Annotated in this window: 18 protein-coding genes; 14 read left to right on the plus strand and 4 right to left on the minus strand. The window is 52.6% G+C overall.

The annotated features are described in order from the left end of the window. Positions 1-65: 65 nt before the first annotated feature. Positions 66-533 (minus strand): hypothetical protein, encoded by a 468-nt coding sequence (locus ACFVTB_RS14475; protein ID WP_387750090.1) that lies wholly within the window; start codon positions 531-533, stop codon positions 66-68. 156 nt (positions 534-689) lie between these two features. Between ACFVTB_RS14475 and ACFVTB_RS14480 the strand changes: the two genes are divergently transcribed. Next, entirely contained in the window at positions 690-1,493 is an 804-nt protein-coding gene (locus ACFVTB_RS14480) for a carbon-nitrogen family hydrolase (RefSeq protein WP_387750093.1), read from the plus strand. Between the two features lie 13 nt (positions 1,494-1,506). Here ACFVTB_RS14480 and ACFVTB_RS14485 read toward each other — a convergent pair whose 3' ends face one another. After that, positions 1,507-2,400 carry a LysR family transcriptional regulator gene (locus ACFVTB_RS14485; RefSeq protein WP_387750096.1) on the minus strand — a complete coding sequence of 298 codons (894 nt, stop codon included), beginning with the start codon at positions 2,398-2,400 and terminating at the stop codon, positions 1,507-1,509. Positions 2,401-2,602: 202 nt separating this feature from the next. Between ACFVTB_RS14485 and leuC the strand changes: the two genes are divergently transcribed. The 11 genes from leuC to purT all read left to right on the plus strand — a co-directional run bounded on the left by leuC (position 2,603) and on the right by purT (position 19,481). Continuing rightward, the gene (leuC, locus tag ACFVTB_RS14490; protein WP_387750098.1) at positions 2,603-4,018 is read left to right on the plus strand and encodes a 3-isopropylmalate dehydratase large subunit; all 1,416 of its coding nucleotides are present in this window, start codon (positions 2,603-2,605) and stop codon (positions 4,016-4,018) included. A 28-nt stretch (positions 4,019-4,046) separates the two neighbouring features. Next, positions 4,047-4,652, plus strand: a complete 606-nt coding sequence (leuD, locus tag ACFVTB_RS14495) for a 3-isopropylmalate dehydratase small subunit (protein WP_387750101.1) — start codon at positions 4,047-4,049, stop codon at positions 4,650-4,652. A 191-nt stretch (positions 4,653-4,843) separates the two neighbouring features. Continuing rightward, positions 4,844-6,316 (plus strand): N-acetylmuramoyl-L-alanine amidase family protein, encoded by a 1,473-nt coding sequence (locus ACFVTB_RS14500; RefSeq protein ID WP_387750104.1) that lies wholly within the window; start codon positions 4,844-4,846, stop codon positions 6,314-6,316. A gap of 18 nt (positions 6,317-6,334) precedes the next feature. Next, positions 6,335-6,892 carry a GerMN domain-containing protein gene (locus ACFVTB_RS14505; RefSeq protein WP_387750107.1) on the plus strand — a complete coding sequence of 186 codons (558 nt, stop codon included), beginning with the start codon at positions 6,335-6,337 and terminating at the stop codon, positions 6,890-6,892. Between the two features lie 53 nt (positions 6,893-6,945). Beyond that, a complete protein-coding gene (locus ACFVTB_RS14510) occupies positions 6,946-9,432 on the plus strand; it encodes an S-layer homology domain-containing protein (RefSeq protein ID WP_387750110.1) in 2,487 nt (828 codons plus the stop codon). A gap of 177 nt (positions 9,433-9,609) precedes the next feature. After that, a complete protein-coding gene (gene nth, locus ACFVTB_RS14515) occupies positions 9,610-10,311 on the plus strand; it encodes an endonuclease III (protein WP_387750113.1) in 702 nt (233 codons plus the stop codon). A 5-nt stretch (positions 10,312-10,316) separates the two neighbouring features. Then, positions 10,317-10,589, plus strand: a complete 273-nt coding sequence (locus tag ACFVTB_RS14520) for an NAD/NADP transhydrogenase alpha subunit (protein ID WP_387750115.1) — start codon at positions 10,317-10,319, stop codon at positions 10,587-10,589. Between the two features lie 3 nt (positions 10,590-10,592). Next, positions 10,593-14,282, plus strand: coding sequence for a dynamin family protein (locus ACFVTB_RS14525; RefSeq protein ID WP_387750118.1), 3,690 nt, complete (start codon positions 10,593-10,595; stop codon positions 14,280-14,282). Positions 14,283-14,560: 278 nt separating this feature from the next. Next, positions 14,561-16,351 (plus strand): ABC transporter ATP-binding protein, encoded by a 1,791-nt coding sequence (locus ACFVTB_RS14530; protein ID WP_387750120.1) that lies wholly within the window; start codon positions 14,561-14,563, stop codon positions 16,349-16,351. Continuing rightward, positions 16,348-18,177, plus strand: coding sequence for an ABC transporter ATP-binding protein (locus tag ACFVTB_RS14535; protein WP_387750123.1), 1,830 nt, complete (start codon positions 16,348-16,350; stop codon positions 18,175-18,177). Before ACFVTB_RS14530 ends, ACFVTB_RS14535 begins: the two co-directional genes overlap by 4 nt. 119 nt (positions 18,178-18,296) lie before the next feature. Further along, complete coding sequence (gene purT / locus ACFVTB_RS14540) at positions 18,297-19,481, plus strand: formate-dependent phosphoribosylglycinamide formyltransferase (protein WP_387750125.1); 1,185 nt, start codon at positions 18,297-18,299, stop codon at positions 19,479-19,481. A gap of 94 nt (positions 19,482-19,575) precedes the next feature. Here the strand turns inward: purT and ACFVTB_RS14545 are convergent, their stop codons facing one another. Continuing rightward, on the minus strand, positions 19,576-20,307 hold the full coding sequence (locus ACFVTB_RS14545; protein ID WP_387750128.1) for a TylF/MycF family methyltransferase: 732 nt from the start codon (positions 20,305-20,307) through the stop codon (positions 19,576-19,578). A 391-nt stretch (positions 20,308-20,698) separates the two neighbouring features. Here ACFVTB_RS14545 and parE point away from each other — a divergent pair, with 391 nt between their 5' ends. Both parE and gyrA read left to right on the plus strand, forming a co-directional pair. Further along, on the plus strand, positions 20,699-22,669 hold the full coding sequence (gene parE / locus ACFVTB_RS14550; RefSeq protein ID WP_387750131.1) for a DNA topoisomerase IV subunit B: 1,971 nt from the start codon (positions 20,699-20,701) through the stop codon (positions 22,667-22,669). Between the two features lie 12 nt (positions 22,670-22,681). Further along, the gene (gyrA, locus tag ACFVTB_RS14555; RefSeq protein WP_387750133.1) at positions 22,682-25,144 is read left to right on the plus strand and encodes a DNA gyrase subunit A; all 2,463 of its coding nucleotides are present in this window, start codon (positions 22,682-22,684) and stop codon (positions 25,142-25,144) included. Here gyrA and ACFVTB_RS14560 read toward each other — a convergent pair. Beyond that, complete coding sequence (locus ACFVTB_RS14560; protein WP_387750136.1) at positions 25,125-25,292, minus strand: hypothetical protein; 168 nt, start codon at positions 25,290-25,292, stop codon at positions 25,125-25,127. The two genes, gyrA and ACFVTB_RS14560, sit on opposite strands and share 20 nt — an antisense overlap. Between the last annotated feature and the right edge of the window lie 195 nt (positions 25,293-25,487).

Consider the following 25,487-nt stretch of genomic DNA (forward strand, 5'->3'; position numbering starts at 1 on the left):
CATTGCATTAAATGTAGCATGATAAAACCTTTTATGTCGAGTATATTAGTCGGTATGGAAACGGCTTACGTCTCAGGAACGCCGATTTTTTTGACAAACGGTGCAATATCGGCTTTAAACAGCAGCAAATACGGACGCCGTTGTTCGTCGAAAACAAGCAGCGTCGGCGCTTTACCGTCGCATGTGAATAAGAAAACGTCCTGCGTCTTGACGGATACGCCGTCCGTTTTTATCGTTGCCGGCTTATCGAGAGGGATACGGTAAATGTAGCTGCAGCTGTCGTCGTTTGTTAATTGAGGAGCGAGTCCGGTAACGGAACCGATCCAATCGCGAGCGAATTTCTGATACTGTTTGTCGTTCGTTTCGGATTTAACGACTTTGCCTGCCTTGACGTCGAATACTTGCACCGGCTTGGACTCCTCGGACGGCCGCTTTGCCGAAGCGTCGACCTTCGGGGATAGGATGGTAAGGCCGAGCGTAAAGCACATGATTATCGCAATAATTGCCGCAAAACGGCTGTGTCTGTTATACAAGGCGATTCACTCCTTCTCGAGCTATGCTCTAGATTGTACTTGCAACAAAGAGTTCCGTCATAAGCACTCGGAGCTATCGTTCCCATCTTGACAGCGAACGATGAGAGGGTATCATTAGTAAAAAAGATCTGCATCGCAAAAAGGAGAGCTTGGCTCATGACACAACCCCGACAATTGCGCGTCGCGTTATTGCAAATGCATATAGAAGCTGGATACCCGGAACAAAACTTCTCGAAGCTGGCCGCCATGCTGGAGGAAGCGGCCGCACATCCGCAAAAACCGGATGTGCTTGTTTTTCCGGAAATGTGGAATACCGGTTATGCGTTAACGGAGATTAACGAATTGGCCGATCGTGAAGGAGAAAGGACGAGAGCGTTTGTCGCCGATTTTGCCCGGAAGCATCGGATCAACGTGATAGCAGGATCGATTGCGGAAAGTAAAGAGGGCGGCGTGTTCAATACGATTTACGCCTTCGACCGGGAAGGGAATCCAATCGGACAATATTCCAAAATTCATTTGTTCCGCTTAATGGACGAGGAGAAATATTTGGCTGCAGGAGACAAGCCGGGATCGGCCGTCATCGAGGGCGAGCAAGCCGGCATGATGATTTGCTATGACATCCGCTTCCCTGAACTTGCTCGCAAGCTGGCGCTGGACGGAGCCAAGCTGCTGTTCGTGCCGGCTGAATGGCCGCATCCGCGGCTGCATCATTGGCGCACGCTGCTGATGGCGAGAGCAATCGAGAATCAAATGTACGTTATTGCGTGCAACCGGTCGGGAACGAGCGGCAACACGAGCTTTTTCGGACACTCAATGGTGATCGATCCTTGGGGCGAAATCGTCGCCGAGGCGGGAGAGGAAGAAACGATTCTTTATGCCGATATCGATCTGTCGCTTGTTGATTCGGTTCGCGGCAAAATCCCAGTATTCGAGGATCGCAGACCTTCCTTATATAAGTAGAGACAATGAGCCGCTATCGATAGCGGCTCATTGTTTCGTTCATCGTGCGGATAAAAGCATCTGCCGCTTTCGAGAGATAGCGGCCTTTGCGGCTCGCGATTACGAGTGTGCGGTAAGGATTGCCGTCCAGCGGCAAATAAGCTGGAGCAAGCAGAGCGCCTTCAGGACGGGTCAGCAGCTTCGGAACGAAGGCAATGCCCATTCCGCCCGCAACGAGTGATTGAATCGTCTCCATATTGCTGCTCTCGAACACAATGTTCGGCGTAAAGCCGGAACGCTGGCAAAGCTCAACTGTTATCTGCCGGAAGCCTTGTCCTTTTTTCAGACCGACAAACGGCTCGTTCGCCAGCTCACTTACCTTAACCGGTCTATCCAATGAAGCTAGCCGATGACCGGGCGGAACGGCGATGCATATTTCTTCTTCCATTAAAGGCTCCCAGGCAAGAGAAGCATCGATAAGCGGCAGCGACAATAAGCTGATGTCCGTTCCGCCGCTGGCGGTCAGTTGCTCGAGCCGAGCCGACGTCTCCTCAACGAGGACGACTTCGATTTGCGGGAAGCGCTCACCGAATACGGGCAACACAAGCGGTAGGATATGAGAGCCGGTAATCGGCATCGTGCCGACGACGAGTCTGCCTCTTCGCATTTGCGCCATGTCGTCCATTTCCTGCACCAATTGCTCGACGGCGTCTAGAATGGTCTGTGCTTTCGTAATAAACACTTCGCCAGCCTGCGTCAATTCCACCGAATTCGTTGTTCGCCGGAAGAGCAGCACGCCAAGCTCCTGCTCCAGTTTGGAGAGCTGCTGGCTGAGCGAGGGCTGCGCGATATGCAGTTTTTCGGCCGCTCGCGAGAAGTTTTTTTCGATAGCGATTTGCTTCACGTATTGTAATTGTCGAAGTTCCATAAAATTATTTCTCCTCTATTGAAAGGCGTATTCTCACTGGTACATAGCTTATTCTCATTCATACGTATTATTTGCTTCTCTATAGTTATGACCTATAAACATTATAGATATTATATCTTAGATCAATCAAGAAAGAAATGCTATGCTAGGTTCAACTTATTAAAGACTATTATTGATTGATAAGACGATGGGGTGAATCGAAATGACGAAAAGAACACTGTTTGAGAAAATTTGGGACAATCACGTCATTCATCAAGAAGAAGGCAAGCAAAGCATTATTTATATCGACCTTCAATTGGTGCATGAAGTAACATCGCCGCAAGCGTTTGAAGGACTTCGTCTGTCGGGCCGCAAAGTGCGCCGTCCGGATCTGACTTTTGCAACGATGGACCACAACGTACCGACGAAAGACCGCTACAATATTAAAGACCCGATCTCCAAGCAACAAATCGATACGCTGACGCAAAACTGTAAAGACTTCGGCGTTAAGTTGTTCGATCTGGACAACATCGACCAAGGCGTCGTACACGTTATGGGTCCTGAAATCGGTTTGACGCATCCGGGCAAAACGATCGTTTGCGGTGACAGCCATACTTCGACGCACGGCGCATTCGGCGCTCTTGCCTTCGGTATCGGTACGTCGGAAGTAGAACACGTCATGGCAACGCAATGCTTGCAGCAGGCGAAAGCGAAAACGATGGAAGTTCGCTTCATCGGCAGCCGCAAACCTGGCGTTACTGCAAAAGACTTGATTCTCGGCGTTATTGCGCAATACGGTACTGACTTTGCTACAGGCTACGTTATTGAGTACACGGGCGAAGCGATCCGCACGCTGACGATGGAAGAGCGTATGACCGTCTGCAACATGTCGATCGAAGGCGGCGCTCGTGCCGGCCTGATCGCGCCGGATGAAACGACTTTCAATTATTTGAAAGGCCGCGAATACTCGCCTGCTGATTACGACGCAGCCGTTGAAGAGTGGAAAAAGCTGACGACGGATGAAGGCGCCGAGTACGACACGATTGTAACGTTCGACGTTGATTCCCTTATTCCACAAGTAACTTGGGGCACAAGCCCAGGCATGGGTACGAACATTACGTCGAAAGTACCGTTCCCGCAAGATCTGCCGACTGAAAACGAACGCAAAGCGGCTGAAAAAGCGCTTGAGTATATGGATCTGAAACCAGGCACACCAATGTCTGAAATCGAAATCGACTATGTCTTTATCGGTTCCTGCACCAACGGCCGGATCGAAGACCTTCGCGCTGCTGCGGAAATCGCACGCGGCTACAAAGTTAGTGACCGCGTAACGGCAATCGTCGTACCAGGCTCCGGACGTGTTAAAATCCAAGCCGAGAAGGAAGGTCTCGACAAAGTGTTTGTTGAGGCAGGTTTCGAATGGCGTGAAGCGGGTTGCTCGATGTGCCTCGCGATGAACCCGGACGTACTGCAGCCAGGCCAACGCTGCGCATCGACATCGAACCGTAACTTCGAAGGCCGTCAAGGCCGCGGCGGACGTACGCATCTCGTATCGCCTGCAATGGCGGTGGCAGCGGCAATTAATGGCCGTTTCACTGACGTACGCGACTGGGAAATCAAATCCGAAGTGTTGAACTAATTGAACGTGTGAGAGGGGTATTACCGATATGGAAGCTTTTAAACAATTAACGGGCATCGTAGCCCCGGTTGACCGCGTCAATGTCGACACGGACGCCATCATTCCTAAACAATTTCTGAAACGGATCGAGCGCAGCGGCTTCGGCCAGTTCCTGTTCTTTGAATGGCGCTTTTTCGAGAACGGTGAAATCAATCCCGATTTCGAACCGAACAAATCGCGTTATCAAGGCGCTTCCGTCCTGATTTCGCGCGCCAACTTCGGCTGCGGTTCGTCCCGTGAGCACGCGCCTTGGGCGATTCTCGACTACGGGTTCAAAGTAGTCATCGCGCCGTCGTTCGCCGATATCTTCTACAACAACTGCTTCAAAAACAGCATTCTGCCAATCAAACTGAGTGAAGAGCAGGTCGAAGATTTGTTCCAACGCACAGCGAAGCATGAAGGCTACAAGCTGAATGTTGATTTGGAAAGCAAGACAATTACGGACGAGTATGGCCTTGAAATCAGCTTCGAACTGGAAGAGTTCCGCCGTCAATTCCTGTTGCTTGGACTGGATGACATCGGCTTGACGTTACAGCATGAAGACAAGATTACGGCATATGAGCAACAGCATGCCGCTAAACTAGGCAGAGCATAAACAAGCGTCAAAGCGAGAGGCGGTTTCCGGAAAAAAGGAGACCGCCTCTTTTTTCATAGTACGAGCCGGAATTTTTATCGGATTAATATGGCTTCGTACGCAACTTTTTCCGACACCTTGCGTCTATAGATTGTCTGGTTAAGTCGAATGCGCACATTCGATGCGGGCAATTTCAGTCATCGAGGTGGAGAATGAAGAAATTTGTACCTATTCTGTTGTTTATGTCGGTTTTGTTCACGCTGTTCTCGGGTGTCGGACAAGCTGCCTCGGCTAGCATCGTTCCAAAGCTTTATTTGAACGATCAACTGCTTCAGCCGAAGGTCGCTCCGCAATTGATCCAGAACAAGTACACGATTGTACCGATCCGGCTTGTATCCGAGAGCATCGGCTACAAAGTCCAATGGTCGGAGGCCGAGAAGAAGGTCACTATACATAGCGAAACGGACGAAATCATCCTTAACATCAACGACAACATCGCGCTCGTAAACAACAATAAAGTACAAATGGACACGCCTGCGGTCGTGCTGAGCGGCAATACGCTTGTTCCGCTGCGATTTGTCGGGGAGCAGCTCGGCATTCAAGTCAAGTGGGACAACAATACGAAGTCGGTCTATCTGTATAAGACGGAGCCGCAGCCGCCTGTCGAACCACAACCGCCTGTCGAAACGACGCCGCCGGTTGAACCACCTGTCGTGCAGCCGCCAGTTGTAACAGAGCCTACCGGCAAGCTGACGGATATTTATGACGACGGTTTCGGAGGCATCGTCATCAATTACGAAGGCACAGTTACGGCGAACAAGCCGTTCAAGCTCGACAATCCGAAGCGGATCGTGATCGACATTCCGAACGTTTCGTTCTCGGACAAGCTCGCTCAGCAGTTTGTCGGAGCGGAAGGCAAGCTGCCGTTTACGACAAGCGCTTACCTGCAATCGGTGCGCTACTCCGTCTTCAGTAACAATCCGGTAACGTCTAGGATCGTGCTGGACTTGTACTCGGACGCCGATGCGGAGCTAACCGCGGGCACGAACGAGCTGCGTATTCATATGACCGAGCCGCAGCCGCCGATCGATCCGGGGACGCCGACGAATCCGCCAACCACGCCGCCGACGAATCCGACGAACAAAGTATTCAACGTCGTTATTGACGCGGGCCATGGCGGTACCGATCCGGGAGCAAAGAGCATTATTCAAGGCAAATGGGAGAAAGAATTCAATTTGTCGCTTACATTGAAAGTAAAAGCACTGCTCGATAACGAGAAAAACATTAATCCGCTGTTGACCCGTTCGGGAGATACGTATCCAACGCTTTCCGATCGCGTCACGTTTGCGAAAAACAACAAAGCTGATTTGTTTATCTCGATCCACGCGAACAGCAATACGAACTCAACGGTAACGGGAACGGAAACCTATTATTATCGCGACGCCAGTAAGCCGCTTGCGGATATCGTTCACAAGCATTTGGCCAAATCAACTGGGTTGAAGGACAGAGGCGTGAAGAAGAACAGCTTCCACGTTATCCGTGAGACGACGATGCCGGCCATCTTGCTGGAGGCGGGCTTCCTATCCAATGCTAGCGATTCGGCTATATTGTACAGCGACAGCGCGCAAAACCAAATGGCTGCCGCCATCGTTGCAGGCATCAAGGAGTATTTGAAACTACCTTAGAAAGCGGGGGGATTTACAATGCGTAAATCGACGGCATGGCTTCTGCCCGTCCTGTTTGTCATGACGCTGCTGACAGCATGCGGCCAATCCGGCAAGCTGAACGGCACGGGAGGATCAGCCGGGGGAGAAGTGACGGACCCTCCGCCGACTATAAGTATAGCCCCAACGGAAAGTCCAAAACCGCATCGCTCTATCGATGTCTACTACACCGACACGGAGCTGACGGACTACTTAAAGCGGCAGATCGACGTGACATACGATAACGATCAGGAACTTCTTGAGCAAGCGATTGCCGCTCTTCAACAAAGAGGAGACAACGATGTTCCTTCCCCTTGGGAGAAGATGGAGTTTAAATCGGTCAAGCTGGAGGACGGCGTTGTGACGCTTGACATCCATATGCCAGACGAAGCACGATCAGGTTCGGCGGGTGAAGTGACCGCTCTGGAGACGTTATCGCGAACATTGTTCCAATTTGATTTCGTCCAATCTTATAATTTGCTGGTAGACGGCTCCCAAGTGGACAGTCTTATGGGGCATGTAGAGCTTGAATATCCAACAATCCGCGGCGCCGAATAATTCGGTTGCCGCCTGTTTTGCCTAATTGAAACTATTTTAGGAGGAACTTATCGATGCCTACTTCTGATGCACGCAAAAAAATTATTGCCGGCGCTCTTGCGCTAACGCTTCTATCTTCCGGCACCGCGACTCTGCTTCCCGTATCTTCCGTTTATGCGGCTGTGGGGAACACGACGTTTACCGACGTAAGCGCAGGTCATTGGGCGGAGAAGCACATCGCCAAACTGTCTCTGCAAGGCATCGTAAACGGTTATTCCTTGGCTAACGGCACATCCGAATTCCGACCGGCGAAAAGCATTACACAAGAGGAAGCGGTCGTTATGGCGCTTCGTTTCGCTGGCTTAGAGAAGCAGGCTTCTGTATCGGACGTTATTGCTTTCCCGGAAAGCTTTAAAGTGGGCGGGTATTTCAAACCGTTCATTAAACTGGCGTTCGATAAAGGTTTCTTGGATCAAAGCGAAGAGTTTGGTATCGCTGAGGGTAACGGAGGCAAGGGCTGGGGCGGCTTACCGGCTACCCGCGAGTGGGTAACGAAGCTGCTCGTTAGAGCAATTGGCGAGGATGCGACAGCTAAGCAACTGAGCCTGACAGCATCCTCATTCGCAGACGACTCGCAGATTGCTTCTAATTACAGAGGTTATGTAAATGCTGCTGTATCGCTCGGACTTGTGAAGGGCGTGACGGCAGACAAGTTCGATCCTAAGGCACCGGTTAACCGGATGAGCCTCGCTGCTTTGATTAGCCGCGCCGAGCCGCTTTATCCGGTACAATACGAAGGACAAGCTACCGGCATCGTGACAAAGAAGACCGATTCTTCCATTACGATTTTCGCGGACGGTACCGAGAAAACGTATACGATCGCGAGCAATTCCATGTTCTATCGCCATGACAGCGAAACGGCAGTCACTGCCGCGAGCGTGCAGCTCTATACCGACATTACGATCATCGGCGCGCTGGGCCAAGCGCAGTACGTTGAGATTTTAGGCGATACGCAGAAGGTCGAGACGATTAAGGCGAAGTTCGAGCGCAACGTACAAGGTAGCAAGTACTTCTACGTATGGATCAACGAAGAGCCGGTTAAAATCAACTACGACACAACGACAGCATTTACGGATTTGTCGGGTAACCCAATCGATATATCGGCTGTCAAACGAGACAGCACGGTTACGATTTTGCAGGATAAGTTCCGCTCCACTCCAGTGGCGATGAAGGTCGTCGTTGAGCAGCAGATGGGCGCCGGCAAAGTAAACGGTCAATTGCTGAACGTCGACAAGACGGTCGTCACGTACCTCAATTCGAAAAAAGAGCTTGTCTCCAAATTTTTGGCCGATAATGTGGAAATTACAGTTCCAGGCATCGAAGCGCCTACCGTCGACGATTTGCTGAAAGAAGTGGACAATGTTGAGTTGACGCTGAATGACGAGGAGAAGGTAACGAAAATCACAGTTGTCAACCGCAACGTGAAGACGCTTGTAGGCGCGACTGTCGACAATTATAATCCAACTCGCCGCGTTTTAACTGTCTACGATTCGTCTGGCAAGAACGGCGTATTGTTGAACATTACCGAACGTACGAAAATCGATTATAACGGCACGCCTGTCAAAGTGACAGACTTGCCGGGTTATATGACGAAAGATCGTAAGCTGTCTGTTACTTATTCAGGTGATATGGCGGTCTCGATTTCCTTTATCTATAAACAAACAGGTAAAGTACTTTCCGTGAACACGAATAGCAATACCATTACGCTTGAACTTACTGGAGGCTCCAAAGTCACGCTGCCTTATGATTCTCCGGTTGTAGAAATTCCAGGCCAAACCTACGCTTATATTACCGATATTGCGGAAGGCTCTACGGTTACAGCTGTATTGAATGCATCGCAAGATAAAATCAGCACGCTGCAGGTTCATAAAACGCTGCAATATGAGATTAAATCGATTAGCACAACTGCAAAACGCGTCAATGCGTTAAGCTCGAACGGCGTGTTGACCGAGTTGTATTTGGCAAACATTAGCTTGTCAGATGAAACCGGCAAGAAAATTTCGTTCGAGAACTTGGCCATTGGCATGTATCTCAACGTTTCTTACGCCGGTAAGCAGCTGCAATCCGCTCAAACGCTCGAATTCACGTATGGTAAAGTGCAAAGCGTGACCAGCAGCGGCATCGCCGTTACGCTCGGCGACGGCACAACGAAGAACGTCGCGTTCACAACGAACTACCGCGTATTGAAGGGCTCGCAGAAAGGAAATTATTCGCTTATTCAAAACGGGGATTACGTAGAGACGTATCGTGATGAGACCAATGCGCTTGTCGTGACGATTGCTGTTGCGGAGACGAGAACGTACACCGATTATACAAGCTACGATTCGACGCTTTGGGTATTGAAGAAATCTTCGACGGATAATGCCAATTTCTATGTCGTAGCAGGCGACACAAAGGTAACGCATAAAGGAGCGACGATTTCCATCTTTACGCTGAAAGCGGGAGATCAGCTGCAAGTTTTAGCGGTTCGCAATCGAGCGTTTGAAATTGTGAAACTTTAAAAAAATCGTAAGGTTATGTGACTAAACTGCCCCTTTGGGCAGTTTTTTCTTTTTTTAATCGTTAATATAGTTGCGCGGCGTGACAAATTTCGCTACACTTTGAACGATAGTGTTTAAGAATATAGTTTTGATTAGACGGATAATGGCTGGGCTTTGATGAACAAGGAGCGAAGAACGATGAATGCGAAACAAAAAATGCGCCATATACTGGATACATTAGCTGATATGTTCCCGGACGCGCATTGCGAATTGCATCACCGCAATCCGTTCGAGCTGACCATCGCCGTCCTGCTGTCTGCTCAATGCACGGATGAAACGGTAAACAAGGTAACGGCGACGCTGTTTGAGAAATACAAGCGCCCGGAAGATTATCTAGCCGTTCCTCTGGAAGAGCTTGAGCAGGATATTCGGCGGATCGGCTTGTTCCGGAGCAAGGCTTCCAATATTCAGAAGCTGTGCCGCATTCTGATTGATCGGTACGACGGTGACGTGCCTTCCACGCATGAGCAGCTGACTGAGCTGCCTGGCGTGGGGAGGAAAACGGCGAACGTGGTCGTCTCGAACGCTTTCGGAGTGCCGGCCATTGCGGTGGATACCCATGTGGATCGCGTATCGAAACGACTTGCCTTTGCTAAACCGGACGATTCGGTGCTGGAGGTCGAGAAGAAGCTGATGAAGCTTGTTCCGCGTGAAGAATGGACGTTGACCCACCACCGGCTTATTTTTTTCGGACGCTACCATTGCAAGGCTCAAAACCCGCAATGTCCGATTTGCCCGCTGCTCGATTTGTGCAAAGAAGGGCAAAAACGTATGAAGCCGGGAATATTGAACAAAACTAGTAAAAAGACGATTAAACCGAAAAAAGCAAATGAAGGATGATGAAGATGAAGTGCATTTCCGTGTATACGAACAATTTTGAACTGTTTTCTGATATTTACGAGCAGGTGCTGGAATCTCCTCCTCAAGAGAATGAAGACATCTTGGTTGAGGGCATAACGGTTAGCGGTTCCGGAGACGTGCCTGAGCAATACATCGAGCGCATGCGTCAAAAACCGGAAGTTGTCGTGATGAGGGAAAAAGAACGCAACATTATGATTTTGCAGCATGGCAATGTGTTTGAAATTGTCCTGCCTGCAACGGAAGAGGAAGCTGTATAGACGATGACGGAAACGACGCTAACGAGCATGGCGGATGCGATCGCCTTTGCGGCCCGTGAAATGACCGCAACAGGGGATGCGCTTCATGCGAAGCAGGCGCTCGAGCTGAACGGTAAGCTGACCGAGGGTCGGCTTACCGTTGCTTTCTGCGGGCATTTCTCCGCCGGCAAATCAACCTTAATCAATACGTTATGCGGCGCGCGGCTGCTGCCTTCAAGTCCGATCCCGACAAGCGCGAATGTCGTGTCCATCCGGGGCGGTGAAAGGGCGGAAGCAAGCGTCGTCAAGGAAGAGAATGGACAAACGGAAACGGTAGATATTCCGTTGGATGAATTAGATGCGTATTGCAAGAACGGCGAACAGATCGTATCGGTAGCTATTTCATACCCCACCGAACGGTTGGGCGATCATACGGTGCTGCTCGATACGCCGGGAATCGATTCGACGGACGATGCGCATCGCATGGCCACCGAGTCTGCGCTTCATTTGGCTGATGTTGTTTTTTATGTCATGGATTATAATCATGTCCAATCCGAGATCAATTTCGCTTTTGCGAAGCAATTGAAGGATTGGGGCAAGCCCTTATACTTTATTGTTAATCAGATCGATAAGCATCGCGAGAGTGAACTTTCGTTCGAGTCCTATCGAAAAAGCGTAGCGGAAGCGTTCCAAGCTTGGCATCTCGAGCCAGCGGGGATCGTCTATTTGTCGTTGCGTGAGCCGGATCATCCGCATAGCGAGCGGGAGGAACTGGAGCGGCTGCTCAGCGAGTTGGCGAAGCTTCGTGAGCCGCTTGCGGCGTACAGCGTCGACGCGTCGCTGCGCCATTTGCTGGCGGAGCACGGCAAGCTGCTGGAGCAAGGCGAGGAGCCGGAGCGCGAGCGGCTATTGGCCGAGGCTGGCGGCGAAGAAGCGGCCGCGCAGGTGCAGGCGGAACTGAACCGGCTGAGTGGCGAACGCGAGCGGCTGCTGGGCGAATCCGAACGGGTGCGCGCCGAGCTGCGCAGAGAGGCACAGGCGCTAATCGACAACGCGATTATTACGCCCGCCGCGCTCAGAGATAAGGCACACGTCTTTCTGGAAAGCCGCAAGCCGGGCTTTAAAGCGGGGCTGCTCTTCGCCGGTGCGAAGACGGCAGCCGAGCAAGAGCGAAGGCTAGAAACGTTCCGCAGCGAATTTGCGGGACAGATCGACGCTGCCATCGATTGGCATTTGAAAGATTTGCTGCGGAAAGCGGCGGAGCGGCTAGGCTATCCTACCGAGCCTTTAGAGCGTGAGCTGGCGGCCGATTCATTCAGTTGGTCGCCGGATTCCGTGTGGCTGATCGAGCGAGTGAATACAGGCGCTGTATTCGGCAACGAATATACGATGACTTATTCACGCGAGCTGGAAACACAAGTGAAAGCAATTTACCGCAAGCGGTCGTTTGAAGTTATCGATCAGCTTGCGGAGCATACGGCGGCGGCTAGCGAGGCCGCAGGCCAAGCGGCCGAAAGCGAGCTTGAGGAGCTTGCTGAGCAGGCGAAGGCGCTGACGATGCTGACGGCGATGCGAGACAGACTTGCGGCGCATGAGGCGAAGCTGGAAGCGGCGCTGCCGTCGAAAGCGCCTCGTCCGTCGCTTCCCGAGCCTCGTCCGGCGGCGAAAAGCGGATCGGCTGCCGGCACGGCGGCAGGTTCGCAGCCGTCTCCAGCCGGAGAACGGCCGGTTGCCCGGCAAGCGACGGCAACGAGCAGCGCAGCGAAAGCGGCTGCGCAGGCAGGAGCCGCTCTAGCGGGCGGCGCGGCACTGGCACAGCAGCACGGCGCCGCAGACAGGCTGCAGCGCGCGGCGGAGCTGCTAGCGCCGCATCCGCTGCTAGCGGCGGCCGCGCAGGCGATGCGCGACAAAGCAGGCCGCTTGCAGCACAGCCGATTCACTATCGCGCTGTTCGGCGCGTTCAGCGCGGGCAAGTCTTCGCTTGCCAATGCGCTGATCGGCGAATCGGCACTGCCGGTATCGCCGAATCCGACGACGGCGGCGATCAATCGGCTAGTGCCTCCGACAGCGGAGCAGCCACACGGCACCGCCTCTGTCGTCATGAAATCGCGTGAAGCGATTCTTGAAGATCTGCGCTACTCGCTCGCATTACTTGGCGAGGACGCCTCGGAAGCGGCTTTGCCCGATGCTGCGGCTATTCTGAAGGCGATTGACAAGCTGACGCCGGAATCCATTCATGCGGGCGGGCGTCCGCATTTCAGCTTCCTGCGGGCGGCCAGAGCCGGATGGGAACTTCATGAGGCCCAGCTCGGCAAGCGAATGTCCGTGTCGCAGGAGGAATACGAGCGATATGTCGCGGAAGAGTCCCGTTCCTGCTTCGTGAGCGAAATCGAGCTTCATTACGATTGCGCTCTGACAAGACAGGGGATCGTTCTCGTAGACACTCCTGGCGCCGATTCGGTAAATGCGCGCCATACTGGGGTTGCGTTTAATTACATTAAAAACGCAGATGCGGTCTTATTTGTCACCTATTACAACCATGCGTTCTCACAAGCAGATCGGCAATTCCTGATGCAATTGGGACGGGTTAAGGACCAGTTCGAGCTGGATAAAATGTTCTTCCTTGTCAACGCTGCCGATTTGGCGGCAGATGAGAACGAACTGGCGGGCGTACTGAAACATGTAGAGGTCAATCTGTTGCAGCACGGCATCCGCAATCCTCGATTGTTCCCTGTATCGAGTCTGCAGGCACTGGATGCGAAGCAAGCCGGCGACGAGGCGCTTCTAACGCAATCGGGCGTAGAGGCGTTCGAGAAAAGCTTCCTTGGTTTCGTCCAAAACGATTTGGGACGGCTTGCCGTCGAGGCGGCAGAACAGGAAATCGGCCGCGCGACCAAAGCGGTGGACGGCTGGCTGAAAAGCGCGACGGGTGATGCCGCGTCCCGGCGAGCTGAAAGCGAAGAACTGGCGCGTCTATATGAGCAGGCGAAGCAGGAGCTCGCGGCTTTCGCCGGAGGCACCGCGCCTGCCCAGCAGGAGCAGGAGCTGAACGAGCTGCTCTATTATGTCGTACAGCGGCTTCAACTGCGGTTCGGCGAGTTCTACAACTATGCGTTTAATCCATCGACGCTGCAGGACGACGGCCGCGATTTGCGCCGGATGATCTGGACCTCCTGGCTTGAGCTGCAGCGGCTTGTGCGGACGGAGCTGTCTCAAGAGCTGCAGGCGACATCGCTGCGCATGGAGCGGATGCTGAACGCCTTGCTGCAGAAGCAATTCGACAGCTGCGCAGAACGGCTGGAGGAAGCGATCGGCGGCTATGATAGCCGTCCGTACGAAGCGGCGCAGCTTCCTACGCCGTCGGCCGAAGTTGACTGGCAGGCAGATGGGATTGACGCGAAATGGCTGTCGAGCCGTTTCAAATCGCCTCGTCAGTTTTTCGAAGGAGAAGGCAAGGCGACGCTGCGCAAAGAGCTAGAGGCGGTCATTTGGCCGTCCTTGCAGGACTGGATGAAGCGGCACGGAGCGGCTTGGACGAAGCTATACGATGATCTATGGCAGCAATCGGCGGTTTCCGCTGGCGAGAGGCTTGCGGCCGATTTGGCTGCCTTCGTGGAAGGCAAGCAAAGCTCGTTGGCCGACCAGGCGGACGTTGGTGCGCTGCAGCGACTGCGAGAACAGCTAACCGATCTCCAATCGTCAACGATTGCCTAACCATTCATATCAATAATCGCTTGATGCTTCCGTTACCTTTCAAAGGATAACGGAAGCATTTTTTGTTTTCATGTGTGCTCAGATGCAAAAATGGAGGAATACACGTACGTGAGGGATGATTTGGGACCATTTGGGAGGATACCCCCGTTCACGGCTGTAATTCGCCATTTTCGGCTCTAACAATCCATTATTCGGATTTATCTCCTGTTTGCTACCCCGTATTGATGCTGATAAGATTCACTCATACTTAACAATTAGAGACGGGGAGATGGAACGAATTGGACGTCTTTAGGCAATTAAAGCGATTTTATTGGGTGGAACGAAGATTTCTGCTCGCCTCGATTGTCAGCTTAATGTTCGCGACGGCGCTAGGGCTTGTATATCCGAACATGCTGCGCATTCTGATTGACGATGTTATTTTGAAAGAGCAATTCGGGCAAGTGCCGATGATCGCGTTAACCGTAGTCGGCGTCGTGATATTAAAAGGTTCGATGCAGTTTTTGCACGGTTTTTTCGGAGCCAGACTCGGCAACCGGGTAGCTTCCAGGCTTCGCAATGCATGCTACGACAAATTACAAGCGCTTTCCTTCCAATATTATGATAAAGCGAAGACCGGCGATCTCATGTCACGGTTGACGGCCGACTTGGAAGCCATCCGCAACTTTATCGGTTTCGGCTTTGCGCAAATTTTGAACGTCGGACTGATGATCGTCTTCGGCGCAGCGATGATGATGTCGATTCATTGGCAGCTGACACTGATTACGCTCGTTACAATTCCATTGCTCGCCTATACGGCGATTCGCTTCGAAAACCGCATTCATCCGGCATTTCGGGAAATGCGAAAAGCGCTTAGCAACTTGACGACGGCCGTACAGGAAAATATTACGGGCGTCAGAACGGTCAAATCGTTCGCCCGCGAGCCGCATGAGGTGAGCAAATTCGCCGTCCGCAACGAAGCTTATCAGACGAATCAGGTCGGAGCTGCGGCAATCTGGGCCAGGTATTTTCCACTGATGGAGCTTGCTGCCAACCTAAGCGTCGTTATCCTGCTCATCGTCGGCGGAGCACTCGTTATTCGCAAGGAGCTGCAGCTCGGCGAACTGGTTGCCTTCTTCAGCTTGATCTGGTACATTATCGGACCGATGTGGGGCATTGGCTTTCATATCAACAACTATACGCAATCGAAAGCGTCAGGCGAACGGGTGCTTGGCCTGCTCAACGAGCATGTCCACGTCAAAAATATCGAGCAACCGATTGAGCTGGATGCGAAAATGGTGAAGGGGCATGTCCGCTTCGATCACGTGACGTTTAATTACCCGGACAAGTCGCCGGCGCTGACCGATCTGTCGATCGACGCTCCGGCAGGCTCGGTTATCGGCTTGCTTGGCGCAACCGGCTCGGGCAAATCGACCGTTATTCAACTGCTAATGCGCGCTTATAACGTAAAGAATGGCACGGTTACGCTGGACGGCATCGATATCCGCAATATCGACGTCGTCAGCCTGCGCAGCCAGATCGCGCCGGTGTTCCAGGAAACGTTCCTGTTCTCCGCCTCTATTCGGGACAATATCGCTTACGGCGTGCGCGATGTAACGAACGAACAAATTGAGCGGGCGGCCAAGCTGGCGAAAGCGCATGATTTCATTATGGAGCTGCCGCTCGGCTACGATACCATCGTCGGCGAACGGGGAATGGGCTTATCCGGCGGCCAGAAGCAGCGAATCGCGATTGCTCGCGCGCTGATCAAGAACCCGCGCATCCTTATTCTTGACGACGCGACAAGCGCCGTTGATATGGAGACAGAGCATGAAATACAAGCCGGCTTCAAGGAACTGATGGCGGGTAGGACTACTTTCATCATCGCTCACCGCATCTCTTCGCTGCGGCATGCCGACGAAATAATCGTGCTTGATGAAGGCAAGGTTGTACAGCGGGGCAAGCATGAAGAGCTAGTCTCGCTGAGCGGTCCGTACCGTGATACTTACAATATTCAATACGCCGACCGACCGCTCGCCGATCTGCAATCGGAAGCGGCCGACGAGGAGCGGAAAAGGAGCATCGTCCAATGAGCGGCAGTACGAACAAGAACGTGAACGATAAACGGCAGCGATTTATCTATCAGGATGACGAAGCGATCGAGAAACCGTTTAACTGGGCGCAGATACGAAGACTGTTTGTCTATATGAGCCCGTACAAAAAGCAGCTTACACCGGTCATTATTATGATGATACTGGGTACGTTGACAAGACTGGCTATTCCGGCGCTCGTCATTTTGGCTATTGACGAAGCGATCAACCCGGCTCACGGAGAGCCGAGCCTTACGAAGCTTTATATGTTCGGCGGCATCATGCTTGCGCTCTTTGTCATTCAGTGGGCGGCCAATGCTTATCGGATCAAATATACGAATATCATCGGCCAGAAGGTCATTTACGATTTACGCCATCATTTATTCCAGCATATTCAGAAGCTTAGCTTCCGCTTCTATGACAAGAGGCCGGCTGGCTCGGTACTTGTTCGGGTGACGAACGACGTCAATGCGCTGCAGGATCTGTTCACGAATGGCGTCGTCAACCTGCTGATGGACTGTGTACAGCTCGTAGGCATCGTTGCGATTTTGCTGATTTGGAACTTCAAGCTGGGCCTTGCCGTTATGGTGACGGTACCGCTTATGTTCATCGTGTCGACGGCGCTTCGCAAGCGCATCCGGTTCGCTTGGCAGACGGTGCGAATGAAGCAGTCGCGCATCAACGCCCATTTAAACGAAAGTATTCAAGGTATGAAGGTAACGCAAGCTTACGTGCAAGAGAAGGACAATATGCAATTTTTCGAGCATATGAACAGCGACAACCTGAAGTCGTGGAACCGGGCTTCGACATTGAACCAATCTTTCGGTCCGATTATTGAGATCACTTCTGCAATCGGGACGTTCATTCTGTTCATGTACGGCTCGTATCTCATTCAGAATAATTTGATAACGGTAGGTGTGCTGGTCGGCTTTGCCAACTATATCGGAAACTTCTGGGACCCGATCAACCGGCTCGGCCAAATGTATTCGCAGCTGCTAATTGCCATGGCTTCATCGGAGCGAATATTCGAATTTATCGACGAAGACCCGACGGTTTCCGAGCAACAGGATGCGAAGCCGCTTGCCAATATTCGGGGCGACGTGAAGTTCGACAATATCGTGTTCGAGTATGAGAAGGGGCGTCCAGCGCTGAAAGGGGTCAGCATCGACGTGAAAGCGGGCCAGTCGATCGCGCTTGTCGGCCATACCGGCTCCGGCAAAAGCACCATTATCAACCTGCTCTGCCGCTTCTACGATCCTGTTGAAGGCCGAGTGCTCGTGGATGGCCGGGATATTCGAGACGTCACCATCGACAGCTTGCGTTCGCAGGTCGGCATCGTGCTGCAGGATACGTTTATTTTCTCGGGTACAATCCGGGACAACATCCGTTACGGCAAGTTGGACGCGACAGACGAAGAGATCGTTGAGGCGGCGAAGGCGGTCAATGCGCATGAATTCATTGTGAATTTGCCGGACGGCTACGATACGGAAGTCGAGGAGCGGGGCAGCGTGCTGTCGATGGGGCAGCGGCAGTTGCTCAGCTTCGCAAGAGCGCTTCTGTCTGATCCGCGTGTACTCATTCTAGACGAAGCGACCGCAAGCATCGATACGGAGACGGAGCTGAAAATTCAAGGTGCGCTCAAGACGCTGCTCGCCGGCCGGACCTCGTTCATGATCGCCCACAGGCTGTCGACGATTCGTAACGCGGACGAAATTATTGTGCTTGATCATGGACGTATCGTCGAGCAAGGAAGCCATGAAGAGCTGATTGCGAAGGGCGGCGTCTATAATGGCCTGATCGAAGCGCAGTACCGCTTCCTATCCGCTTAGCTCTTGCAATTTGAATGAAGAACCTCCACAATGGAAGAAAATGAATCCGGACTTTCGGTTTGCGGCAATCCTTTATTCCGCAGCCGAAGGTCCGGCTTACTTCCTGGGAGGTTTTTTTGATGGTTTACGGATCGCCATTGTCGCCGCAGGCGCGGAAAATGCTGTTGCTCGGCTCGGGAGAGCTGGGCAAGGAAGTGGTCATCGAGGCGCAGCGCCTCGGCGTAGAGACAATCGCGGTCGATCGCTATGCGAACGCGCCGGCCATGCAAGTCGCCCATCGCAGCTACGTGACGGATATGCTGGACGGCGATTCGATCAGAAGCATTATTGAGGAAGAACGCCCGGATTATATCGTTCCGGAAATCGAGGCAATCGCGACCGAGACGCTGCTCGAGCTGGAGAGCGAAGGGTTCGGCGTCATTCCGACCGCAAGAGCGGCGCGGCTGACGATGGACCGCGAGGGCATTCGCCGGCTGGCCGCCGAGACGCTTGGACTGCCGACTGCGCCGTACCGGTTCGCCGATTCGTTGGACGAGCTGAAGGCGGCAACGAAGGAACTTGGTTTCCCTTGCGTTATTAAGCCGATCATGAGCTCCTCGGGCAAAGGCCAAAGTGTTTGCCGGTCCGAAGAAGAAATCGAGACCTGTTGGAATTATGCGATGGAGGGCGGTCGGGCGAAAAAGCAGCGGATTATTGTAGAAGGCTTTATTACATTCGAATCCGAAATCACGCTGCTCACCGTGCGCTCTGTTTCGGGGACAAGCTTCTGTGCGCCGATCGGCCATGTGCAGAAGGACGGCGATTATATCGAATCGTGGCAGCCGCATGCGATGTCGACCAAACAAATCGAGGAAGCCGAAGCGATCGCGAAACGCATCACCGACGAGTTGGGCGGCTATGGCTTATACGGCGTTGAGCTATTTCTGACGAAAGACGGCGTGCTGTTCAGTGAAGTGTCGCCTCGCCCGCACGATACCGGCATGGTGACGATGGCCACGCAGGACTTGTCCGAATTTGCGCTGCACGTCCGAGCGATTCTGGGCTTCCCAATTCCTTCGATTCGCTTGCTTTCGCCAGGCGCTTCGCATACACTAAAAGCCGACCGCGACTGTGGAGATTTCCGGATCGGCGGGGTGGAGACGGCGCTCGAGCTTCCGTTTACGCAGGTGCGCGTTTTCGGCAAGCCGGAGACGAAGAAGGGACGGCGGATGGCCGTCACCTTGAGCTCAGCCGCGGACGTCGAGCAGGCACGGCGAACGGCTGCCGAAGCAGCGAAAGCTTTAACGGTTGAATATATCGATTAGTCTCAGCCAGTTCTGCAGCACAGCGGAAATTCGGCAGATGAAAAGCCAAAGGCAACCGGCACAGACCGGAAGTCTTTGGCTTTTGCCTTCTCCGTTACTTCGATTTGCGCCAATAGACGCCGGTATCGTCGATAGGATAAATAGGATCGGTGATGCCAAGAGCAGCTCTAAAGTCATGAACAGCGGCAGAGCAGTAACCGATCGAGTAATCGTCGATGATGATGAAGCCGCCGATGGATACTTTTGCATAGAGGCTTCGGAGACTGTCCATCGTCGAGCTGTACATATCGCCATCTAATCGAGCAACGGCAATTTGTTTGATCGGCGCGACGGGGAGCGTATCCTTGAACCAACCTTTTAGAAACGACACTTGATTGTCGAGCAGATCGTATTTTTTGAAATTATCCATCACTTCCGGAAGCGAGACTCGCAGGAATGGCTGTAAATGGAAGGTTGACGTTGCATCGATGGGATAATTGGGGTCAGGCTCTGGCAGCCCTTGGAAAGAATCGGCGACGTACACTTTCCGGTCGCCCACGCCGTGCGCTCTCAGGAAACCGCGCATAAAAATGCAGGCGCCGCCGCGCCAAACGCCGGTCTCGATGAAATCGCCGGGAATATTTTCTTCGAGCACGGTATCCATCGCAGCATGTAGCTGATTCATTCTAACCCGGCCGATCATGCTGTGGGCGATATTCGGCCAGTCGAGGCCGAGCTTGCGATTATGAGGGGTAGCGAGACCGCCTTCGTGCTCGAGCCAAATTTCGAACAGTATCGTTTTTTTCAGCAGCTCCAAATAATGCTCCGCCGCTTCGTTATGCGCCATGTGCCGACTTCCTCTCTATTGCTCTATTTCTGATTAATATACGGACCAAGAGGGCGGTTTGCGTGTGCGGACGTCGCCGAACGTTTGCCCTTTATTTGGGTAAAAATGAAGCCAAGTACTGATTTTTGGTTTGAGTTGATAAAACGGAGTAAAGCTTATAAATAACGATTTCCGGCAAAACTGATCGATACGGATCGCTATTCTATCGCATTAACGCGATCAGAATCGACGGACGACTGAAATTATCATCCCTCTCAGCCCTTGCCTAGCTTGCGATTGCGCCGATTGTTCGGCAAAACCAGTGATCCGGTATCTTTACTAATCGGGATCATTTGCATTAAAATACATGAAGATGTGGAAACGTGACTGTAGATAAGGAGGGCCAGGCCCTATGGCAGAGCAAGTAGATCTTTTCACGAACACGACGGCCGCTGACCGGCATTATGAGGCCGATGACATACAAGTGCTTGAAGGATTAACGGCCGTACGCAAAAGGCCGGGCATGTATATTGGCAGTACAAGCAGTTCCGGCTTGCATCACCTCGTCTGGGAAATCGTCGATAACGCGGTGGACGAGCATCTTGCCAAATTTTGCAGCGCTATCGACGTGACTTTGCATAAAAACGGCTCGATAACGGTGCACGACAACGGTCGCGGCATTCCGACGGGCATGCACAAAACCGGCATTCCGACGCCGCAGGTTGTTTATACAATTTTGCACGCAGGCGGCAAGTTTGGCGGAGGCGGCTACAAAAAGTCAGGCGGTTTGCACGGCGTCGGCGCCTCGGTAACGAACGCGTTATCCGAGTGGCTGGAAGTCGAAATTTTTCGTGACGGAAAAATACATAAAATGCGTTTCGAATATTGGGTAGATGAGAAAGGGAAGGAGCATGTCGGCGAGCCGGTCACCGGCCTCGAAGTAATCGGGGCGACCAACCGGACGGGCACGAAAGTGACGTTCAAGCCGGATGGACGCGTGTTCCAGAACGGTACCAATCTCAATTACGACACGCTGGCCGAGCGTTTGCAGGAGATCGCCTTCCTCAACTCAGGCTTGAAAGTAACGATCAAGGACGACCGCAGCGGCAAGCAGGACGTGTTTCATTACGAAGGCGGAGCGCGCCAATTCGTCGAGTATTTGAACGACGATAAGACGGTGCTGCACGACGTTATCCATTTTGCAGGCGAGCGCGACGATATCGAGGTGGAAGTGGCGCTGCAGTATAATGACGGCTACACGGAAACGATCGCTTCGTTCGTTAACTCCATTCCGACTAGGGGCGGCGGCACGCACGAAACCGGCTTTAAGACGGCTTATACGCGCGTAATGAACGATTATGCGCGCAAAGCCGGCTTGCTGAAGGAAAAGGACAAAAATCTGGAAGGCAACGATTTGCGGGAAGGCATGATGTCCGTCATCAACATAAAAATGTCGGAGGTCGAATTTGTCGGCCAGACGAAGGACCAGCTCGGCAGTGCATCCGCTCGCAGCGCGGTCGACGCGGTCGTAACCGAGAAAATGCAAGTGTTTCTCGAAGAGAATCCGCAAGTGGCGCAGCTGCTGCTGAAGAAGGCGGTGCAAGCGTCCAGAGCGCGCGAGGCGGCTCGTAAGGCGCGAGAAGAAATTCGCAGCGGCAAGAAGAGGAGCGAAAGCTCCAATTTGAACGGCAAACTGACGCCTGCGCAATCGAAAGACTTCTCGCGGAACGAGTTGTTCATCGTCGAAGGCGATTCGGCGGGCGGCTCGGCTAAGCAGGGGCGCGATTCCAAGTATCAGGCGATTTTGCCGCTTAAGGGCAAGCCGATGAACCCCGAAAAAGCGAAGCTGCTCGATATTTTGAAAAACGACGAGTATAAAGCGATTATTTCCGCCATCGGAGCGGGGGTCGGGCCGGAGTTCGACGTCGAAGAAAGCAATTACAGCAAAATTATTATTATGACCGACGCCGACACGGACGGCGCGCACATTCAGGTGCTGCTGCTGACGTTCTTCTATCGGTACATGAAGCCGTTGATCGACACAGGCCGCATCTATATCGCGCAGCCTCCGCTTTATAAAATATCGAAAAAATCGGGCAAGCTGGAAACGATTCGTTACGCCTGGACCGACGAACAGCTGCAAAACTATTTGAAGGAATTCGGCAAAGCGTTTGAACTGCAGCGTTATAAAGGGCTGGGCGAGATGAACCCTGATCAGCTGTGGGAAACGACGATGAATCCGGAGTCGCGGACGCTGCTGCAAGTGCAGATCGACGATACGGCTAAAGCGGAACGTCGCGTATCTGCGCTCATGGGCGACAAGGTCGACCCGCGCAAGCGCTGGATTCTCGAAAATGTCGATTTTACCGAGTACGAGGAATAGGAGGCTGTCGGCATGGGCATGCTCGAACAATTTTTACCGGCGTATCTGGAGGAGGTCGTAGGAGACCGTTTCGGACGCTATTCTAAATATATTATTCAAGACCGGGCGATCCCCGACGTTCGCGACGGCTTAAAGCCGGTGCAGCGCCGGATACTGTACGCCATGTACGACTCCAGCAATACGCCGGACAAGCCGTACCGGAAGTCGGCGAAGACGGTCGGCGACGTAATGGGCAACTATCATCCGCATGGCGACTCGTCCATTTACGACGGGATGGTCCGGATGGCGCAGTTTTGGAAAATGGGCCATACGCTAATCGACGGACACGGCAACTGGGGCTCGATGGATGACGATCCGCCGGCGGCTATGCGTTACACCGAAGCGCGGCTGTCTACGATCGCCATGGAGCTGTTGCGGGACATCGACAAGCGGACCGTACAGTTCAAAGATAACTTCGACAATACGACGAAGGAGCCGGTCGTGCTTCCTTCCCGTTATCCGAATTTGCTCGTCAACGGCGTGTCTGGCATCTCCGCCGGTTTCGCGACGGAAATTCCGCCGCATAACCTTCGCGAGGTTATCGACGGCTGCATCGCGCTGATGGCGCGTCCCGACATGCCGATTGAAGAGTTAATGACGATCATTAAGGCGCCGGATTTTCCGACGGGCGGCATCATTATGGGCGAAGAGGGCATCCGTGATGCGTATGCGACCGGCAAAGGCCGTATTTATATCCGTTCTAAGGTACAAATCGAAGATATGCGCGGCGGACGCCAGCAAATTACGGTGACGGAAATTCCATATCAAGTTGTCAAATCACGGCTCGTTACGGCGATTGAAAATATTAGGCTTGAGAAAAAAATCGAAGGCATTGCCGAGGTGCGCGATGAAAGCGGACGCAACGGCCTTCGTATCGTTGTTGAACTGAAGAAGGAAGCCGATGCGAACGGTATTTTAGCTTATCTGCTGAAAAAGACCGATTTGCAGGTGACTTATAACTTCAATATGGTCGCGATTGTCAATAAAGCTCCTCAACAGCTGGGCATCAAGCCGATATTACACGCATATATCGAGCACCAGAAGGAAGTTGTCACGTACCGGACGAAGTACGAGCTGGAAAAGGCGGAAGACCGGGCTCATGTCGTCGAAGGCTTGGTTAAAGCACTCAATTTGCTGGATGAAGTTATCGCCACGATTAAAGCGTCAAAAAACCGCGCTGACGCGCAATCCAACTTGGTCGAGAAATTCGGCTTCAGCGAACGTCAAGCCGATGCGATTCTGACGCTCCAATTGTATCGTCTGACTAATCTAGAAATTACTTCGCTGGAGAAGGAACTGAAAGAGGTTCAGAAGCGAATCGCTTACTTCCGTTCCATTCTGGACAGCGAGAAGAAGCTGCTTGGCGTGATTAAGGACGAATTGGTTGAAATTCGCGACAAATATGCCATTGATCGTCGTTGCGAAATTCGCGGCGAGGTCGAAGAGCTGAAAGTAAATCTGGAAGTGATGGTAACGGCCGAAGACGTACTTGTGACACTTAGCAACGAAGGTTACATGAAGAGAACCAGCATGCTCAGCTTTACCCGTTCCGGCGGGGAACTGGAAAGCGCCGGCGTGAAAGACGGCGATGCCGTGACTGATTTGTTCGAGGTGAACACGCTCGACAATTTGCTGTTGTTCACACGCAAAGGCCAGTATTATATGCTGCCTGTCCATCAAATTCCGGAATTTAAATGGAAGGACAACGGTACTGCGATTGTCAACATCGTGCCGATTCCGAAGGACGATGCAGTTGTCAGCATTATTCCAGTGAAATCGTTCGATTTGCCAGGCGTATCGCTCGTCTTTGTGACGAAGCGGGGGCAAGTGAAGCGGACAGAGCTGAAGGATTATATGACGTCCCGCTCGACGGCCGTAGCAGCGTGCAAAGTATCGGATGGGGACGAGGTTATTCGTGTGTCGCTAAGCGATGCGACGAAACAACTGCTGCTTGTATCGAAGCTGGGCATGAGCATTCGGTTTGCGGAAAGCGAAGTGAATACGATGGGGCGCGTCGCCGGCGGGGTGCGCGGCATGCAGTTGAAGGATGACGACGAGATCGTATCCGCCGATTGGGTGGCCGACGACGAAGGCGAGCTGATGGTCGTTACCGATATCGGCTATGCGAAACGAACACTGCTGCTCGATTACCCGCTGCAAGGCAGAGGCGGTAAAGGCGTACAGACGTTTGAGTTCAAAGAGGGCAAGCGTGTGAAGCCGAACGGTTCGGTTCTCGCCGCGGCTTTATACGTGACGAAAGCGGTCGATCTGGTCGCTTTGACAGCCAGCGGGGCTCAGCTTCCGTTCAGCTCGGAGAAGGCGCCGATCGAGGATCGCAAATCGATAGGCAAACAGGTAGCGGCTGTCGAGAAAAACGACGCGATCACAAGGCTGATCATTCGTTCAGAGCTTACTGTTAATCAAAAGGCCGATTAGGCGGATCGAAACGCTCGATCAGACTAATTAGCGCATCAAGCATGACCCACAATGGAACCGGCTCATCCGGGCGGTCCAACCATTGCGGGTCTTTTATTATGCCGTAAGCTTTTATTTTCCGCAAAATTTCCGTCTTCCGCTCTTCCATAGGGGTCACTCCTTCGGCTCTTGTTGCTCATAACGTTATCCTTTGTCAGCTGTTGCAAGTGACAAAATGGGATATCGCCTATGCTCATTGTATGTCTAGCTTTGTCAAAACGTTCGGATTGTTAGCGATTAATAGCTCAAATTATTAATTGGGTTAACCTTTAATTCGACATGTTGCAATGGTATAATTAGGAAC

Origin of the sequence: Paenibacillus sp. NPDC058071 (genome assembly GCF_042885235.1) — a bacterium.
Classification (GTDB): domain Bacteria; phylum Bacillota; class Bacilli; order Paenibacillales; family Paenibacillaceae; genus Pristimantibacillus.

Bases quoted from the DNA above. Each gene is read 5' to 3' on its own strand.
- ACFVTB_RS14535 (WP_387750123.1), top strand. From the start codon at position 16,348: ATGAGCGGCAGTACGAACAAGAACGTGAACGATAAACGGCAGCGATTT.
- ACFVTB_RS14500 (WP_387750104.1), top strand. From the start codon at position 4,844: ATGAAGAAATTTGTACCTATTCTGTTGTTTATGTCGGTTTTGTTCACG.
- nth (WP_387750113.1), top strand. From the start codon at position 9,610: ATGAATGCGAAACAAAAAATGCGCCATATACTGGATACATTAGCTGAT.
- leuD (WP_387750101.1), top strand. From the start codon at position 4,047: ATGGAAGCTTTTAAACAATTAACGGGCATCGTAGCCCCGGTTGACCGC.
- ACFVTB_RS14560 (WP_387750136.1), bottom strand. From the start codon at position 25,292: ATGGAAGAGCGGAAGACGGAAATTTTGCGGAAAATAAAAGCTTACGGC.
- parE (WP_387750131.1), top strand. From the start codon at position 20,699: ATGGCAGAGCAAGTAGATCTTTTCACGAACACGACGGCCGCTGACCGG.
- ACFVTB_RS14545 (WP_387750128.1), bottom strand. From the start codon at position 20,307: ATGGCGCATAACGAAGCGGCGGAGCATTATTTGGAGCTGCTGAAAAAA.
- ACFVTB_RS14480 (WP_387750093.1), top strand. From the start codon at position 690: ATGACACAACCCCGACAATTGCGCGTCGCGTTATTGCAAATGCATATA.
- ACFVTB_RS14520 (WP_387750115.1), top strand. From the start codon at position 10,317: ATGAAGTGCATTTCCGTGTATACGAACAATTTTGAACTGTTTTCTGAT.
- ACFVTB_RS14485 (WP_387750096.1), bottom strand. From the start codon at position 2,400: ATGGAACTTCGACAATTACAATACGTGAAGCAAATCGCTATCGAAAAA.
- gyrA (WP_387750133.1), top strand. From the start codon at position 22,682: ATGGGCATGCTCGAACAATTTTTACCGGCGTATCTGGAGGAGGTCGTA.
- leuC (WP_387750098.1), top strand. From the start codon at position 2,603: ATGACGAAAAGAACACTGTTTGAGAAAATTTGGGACAATCACGTCATT.
- ACFVTB_RS14510 (WP_387750110.1), top strand. From the start codon at position 6,946: ATGCCTACTTCTGATGCACGCAAAAAAATTATTGCCGGCGCTCTTGCG.
- purT (WP_387750125.1), top strand. From the start codon at position 18,297: ATGGTTTACGGATCGCCATTGTCGCCGCAGGCGCGGAAAATGCTGTTG.
- ACFVTB_RS14505 (WP_387750107.1), top strand. From the start codon at position 6,335: ATGCGTAAATCGACGGCATGGCTTCTGCCCGTCCTGTTTGTCATGACG.
- ACFVTB_RS14525 (WP_387750118.1), top strand. From the start codon at position 10,593: ATGACGGAAACGACGCTAACGAGCATGGCGGATGCGATCGCCTTTGCG.